Raw genomic sequence first — 4,472 nt, forward strand, 5'->3', positions numbered from 1 at the left:
TTTCGCGCAGCCTGTAACAGCTTCTGCCTTCCCTGTAGCAACTTCTGCCAAGACGTTTCCGTGTTTCGCGCAGCCTGTAACGGCTTCTGCCTTGACATTTTTGGCTTAAGCCTTGTCCGTATCAGTCTACGTAGGTTGGGGAACCACTGCGTTGGGGAGGCAGTGCGTTGGGCGGGTCTCCCGACTTGAAGCAAGTGGCGTTTGAGGAACGAAACCCAACATTTCCGAAGAGTTTGTTGGGTAACACTAAAGTTCTACCCAACCTACAATTTTCTGCGTGAGACAAATCCATACTTTATATTCAGCAAAGTCACATTTCATTTATTACTCGTTCATACATTTTCCCCGTCTCTTCTCTGCATATACGGTACAATCAGGCATGTCTTGAGCTAATTTTCCGCTTAGTGATTGAGTAGATGCTAACCCGGAATTTTTAGGGAATACCATTTGCTTGGTTAAAGCACTCCGAGGTCTAAAGCCATATTGAAGTGCTGTTTTAATACACCTTGCGACCTTTAAGGCTCCGCGATAGCCAAATCTGGGACGATTTAAGATAGCATTTAAATCGACTACGGGAATATGGGGGAAACTCAAGGAAGAACCAAAATAAACTACCGATTCTGCATCAAGACCACCAATGAAATCCAGTAATTCATCTTCCGTTTGTTTCATGGACTCGTACTTGCCAAAGGCCAGCGTCCCTTTCGTAATCAATATTTCCGGGTCTAACCCTGTTTCCAACAAATAATCTACACTGGTTTCTCGTGCTTCTGTACTCCAGGGATGGAAGTTATAGATTACTACACGCATCCCAAAATCACGATCCAACATGTGAGCAAGGGATAAGCACTTGATAGCATCATGTCCTTCGATAATTGCTAACTTCCCTTCTATATAACCCTTAGCTGCTTCAAATTCAGTCTTGATTGCGGCATATTCCTTTTCCATTAGGGCAGCCGCTTGTTCTTCCATGCCTAAATATTTTGCCGCCCCTTCGAGCCATTTTTCTGTAGCGGTAATTCCATAGGGAAGGATAGTAGAGTTTAGCGGAGTACCGAACTTATCTGACATGGCTTTGCCGATAGTATAGCCAAGATCCAAACATAAAGTACAGTTGACTGCCGCACTCGGTGCTTGCTTTAGTTCTTCTAAAGTACAGTCACCAGCGATCACACTATGAACTCGTGCCCCCATTCCTTCTATCAATCGCACCAATTCTTTAACATCAGTTTCGACTTCCGTCCTTTCAGGGCCCATCTTTGCGCCCACAATATTGACAGCATCGGCTAGTTGTGCTTTCCGCTCTGGAGTTGGCGGCTCCATAAAGTCTACGATTTGCCGAAATACGATATCAAATCCACTGCGATACTCCCCGGCAAATCCTTCACAATGTATCGTCATGATCTCAGACTGGATTTCGCCACGCGCCTTATTCACGACGTCATCAACACAGTCCCCAATAATACCAGACGCACAACTAGTGGCAACAACGATCGCATCTGGATGGTATTTTTCATTTACTTCTCGAATCGCGCCTGCTAATTCTTTTTCTCCACCAAAAATTACCGCTTTCTCACTCATGTTCGTAGTCACCACGGGTTCATAAGGTGAACCACTATTGCGGCTATTGGTCAGCTTGTATGCCCGCTTTACACCGTATGCACAGCCACTCGGCCCGTGAGAAATGACGATCGCATTTTTAATCCCACTTAAAATCTTCGTTGCAGTCCAAAATTTACAGGGGCGGGTATGACTACCTTGTAAAGTGGTCTTAATTTTACCCTCTTTTGCCAAGCGATACAGTTCGCTCAAATTTCCGTAAAATACGACATTCTTATCTATACTTGTTGCAGTCATGATCACTCTCCAATCTTTCTATAGCTTCTGTAGCAATACCCTGTGATTTGTAAACCAGGCTACTGAGCCGCCCTCTGATCATAATCAGTTAAACGGGTGCTGCCTGGTTTACAATGGATTGCTAAGTATCGTAAAAATTCTGATGGAAATACCATCTAATCAGTTAGGGGTGGATGACAGAAATATCACTGCGGATAGATGCCATCCCCCATATACATCAGCTTTCTACCAAACGTTTAAGATCCACTCACGTTCGAGCTTGTTCTCCATATCTGCAAACATGGTGTTAGCAATGGTGTCTGCTAGCCATTCTGCTCCTTTATAGCCAATAATGGGGTATTTCCACAGACCTGCACGGTCAAAGCTGGGGAAGCCAACCCGAACCATTGGAATCTTGTGATCGATAGAAATATATCGACCTTTGGAATGACCTAGAATCAAGTCGATTTCGAGGGACTTATCTTTAATGCGGCGCTCCAATTCCCAGAGGTCTGCATTCCAGATGACTTCGATATCACAGGCTGCTTGCTTCTCCAACTGGGCAATTCTTGGGTCTTTGGTGCAGGCTCTGTTGTCGTCTCCCAACAACATCAGCACTGGCTCTAACTCACATTCCAAGCAGAACTCTGCTAGGCCAATTACCAGATCGGGATCTCCGTAAATAGCTACCTTCTTGTTGGCGAAGAACATGTGGGCAAGGTCTGCGATCGCATCGATAGCCTTTCCACGTTCTCTGACTAAAGATTCTGGTATTGGTTTGCCAGTCAGTTTCTGGATATTTTGCAGCCAGACGTCAGTGTTTTTGATGCCAATTGGGGTTGGGCCAATAATTGCCGGAACCTTAAACTTCTCTTCTAAGAATTCAGCTGAGCTGCCTCCTTCATATTTGCATAAGGCAATAGTTCCCAACGCATTAGCAGAATCAGCAATTTCTTCAATGGTTGAATTCCCAAAGGCAAAACTTGTCTTATCGGGCATGGTGGGCGCATCGAAGGATTCTGTATCCACTAAGATGTTTGCTGGAACATCCATATCTTTTAAGATGCGCTTGATTTCCGTGACATCTCCAGGGTTAAGCCACCCAGTAATGAGGTTCAACTTGCCAGTTGGTTCGCCTTTTTTTGCCAGGCTAGAAATGATTGCATGTATGCCGACATTATAGCCACTGACCTGGCTACCTTTGTAACTGGGGGTATGCACGGGAACAAGGACAATCTTGCGATCGGGATAGGCTGTCTTTAACTGGCCGTTCAGCTTGTTAATGGTTCCTTCGATATCATCCCCAATCGTCTCAGTTGAACAAGTCGTAATAATTGGAATAATCCGTAAATCAGGATATCGTGCAACTAAGGTGTGTACAGCTTCCTCAATGCGTGGCTGTCCTCCAAGGACGGCGCTATTTTCATGGAGTGAAGAAGAAGCAATGTCAAAATTTTCCTTCAAATGCTGGGCAAACAGCAGACGAACGAACATACTACATCCCTGTCCTCCATGCACCAGGGGAATACAATCTTTTACTCCAATTGCAGCATATTCAGCCCCAGCAGGCTGACAGGTAAATATAGGATTGATGATTCCCTTGCGTTCTTTCTGTTTTACAACTAAAGACATTCTCTTGACTCCTATGTGGTAAAAAATTGCGTGATGCGTGTTTAGCGTTGTTCAACGAAGATATGAATTGTCATTTTGAGCTTAAGAAAGTAGAGCAATGCCTGCGGCGAGCGATCGTTAACGCTACCAGGAAGTAAGCTACGCATACCGCCGATTACAGAAGAGAAATAGAATTTAATTTCCTAAAAATCTTGGAAACTAGATGAGATGCTTCTGTAGTAAGACGGTACGCGGACACTATGCTTCTTGGGAATGTTTTTGGCGCGTAGCTCGTCGTAGACATTACTCTCTACCCTGTAAGAAAATTTCTGCACAAACACTAACAGGATGACAAAACTCTAATTCATACTCCAATTGAGCAACGCCGTTGGTTTGGTGAGGCAGTCCTTGGGGGAAACCCCCAAGAAGAACTGCCGTTAGGTCAGCGTAAAGCCTTCGAGCTTCCCTTAGAGCGACGCAGGAGCGTCACCCAAAGGGTTGAATTACCGATCTAATTGCTTTAATAAAGCGAATAATGCAATTCACCATTCTTCGACTTGGTTATTACAATATCGATCAGCATTGCCTTAACAGACTCTACTACTGCCTTCTTTTGCGAGTTTTCCATGTTACCTAACCATGAAAACCTGATTTCTAGGTCAGCCGAAAGGATCTTCGCATCTGCATAGAAACCCCTGTCAATCAAGGTTTCTAGAACCACCTTTTCTCCAGTCAAGATTTGGGCGGCCATATTGAGAACACCATTGATGTTTTCTTCCCGATCCCATGCACGTGAGTGAAACTGCCACAAACACCGTTCTTGAATTAATTTCGTGACTTGTGCAGCTCGATCTTGAATGTATGACGCGATTTCGTTAGCTTGCTGTTGAACCTGTGGCGCAACTTCCTTAGCTTGCTGTTGAACCTGTGGCGCAACTTCCTTAGCTTGCTGTTGAACCTGTGGCGCAACTTCCTTAGCTGGCTGTTTGGCCTGTGGCGCAGTTTCCTTAGCTTGCTGTTTGACC

The 4,472-nt window shown here is 44.9% G+C and carries 3 protein-coding genes; all 3 read right to left on the reverse strand.

Annotated features, from left to right (window positions below):
- Positions 1–324: 324 nt before the first annotated feature.
- A complete protein-coding gene (locus ACFE93_RS30015; protein WP_292863237.1) occupies positions 325–1,857 on the reverse strand; it encodes a nitrogenase component 1 in 1,533 nt (510 codons plus the stop codon).
- A gap of 225 nt (positions 1,858–2,082) precedes the next feature.
- Positions 2,083–3,468, reverse strand: a complete 1,386-nt coding sequence (locus ACFE93_RS30020; RefSeq protein ID WP_375479027.1) for a nitrogenase component 1 — start codon at positions 3,466–3,468, stop codon at positions 2,083–2,085.
- 499 nt (positions 3,469–3,967) lie between these two features.
- Positions 3,968–4,472 (reverse strand): V-containing nitrogenase subunit delta (gene vnfG, locus ACFE93_RS30025; protein WP_375479029.1); only part of this gene is annotated, 505 nt, incomplete at its 5' end.

The organism is uncultured Nostoc sp. (assembly GCF_964247315.1).
Classification (GTDB): Bacteria; Cyanobacteriota; Cyanobacteriia; order Cyanobacteriales; family Nostocaceae; genus Nostoc.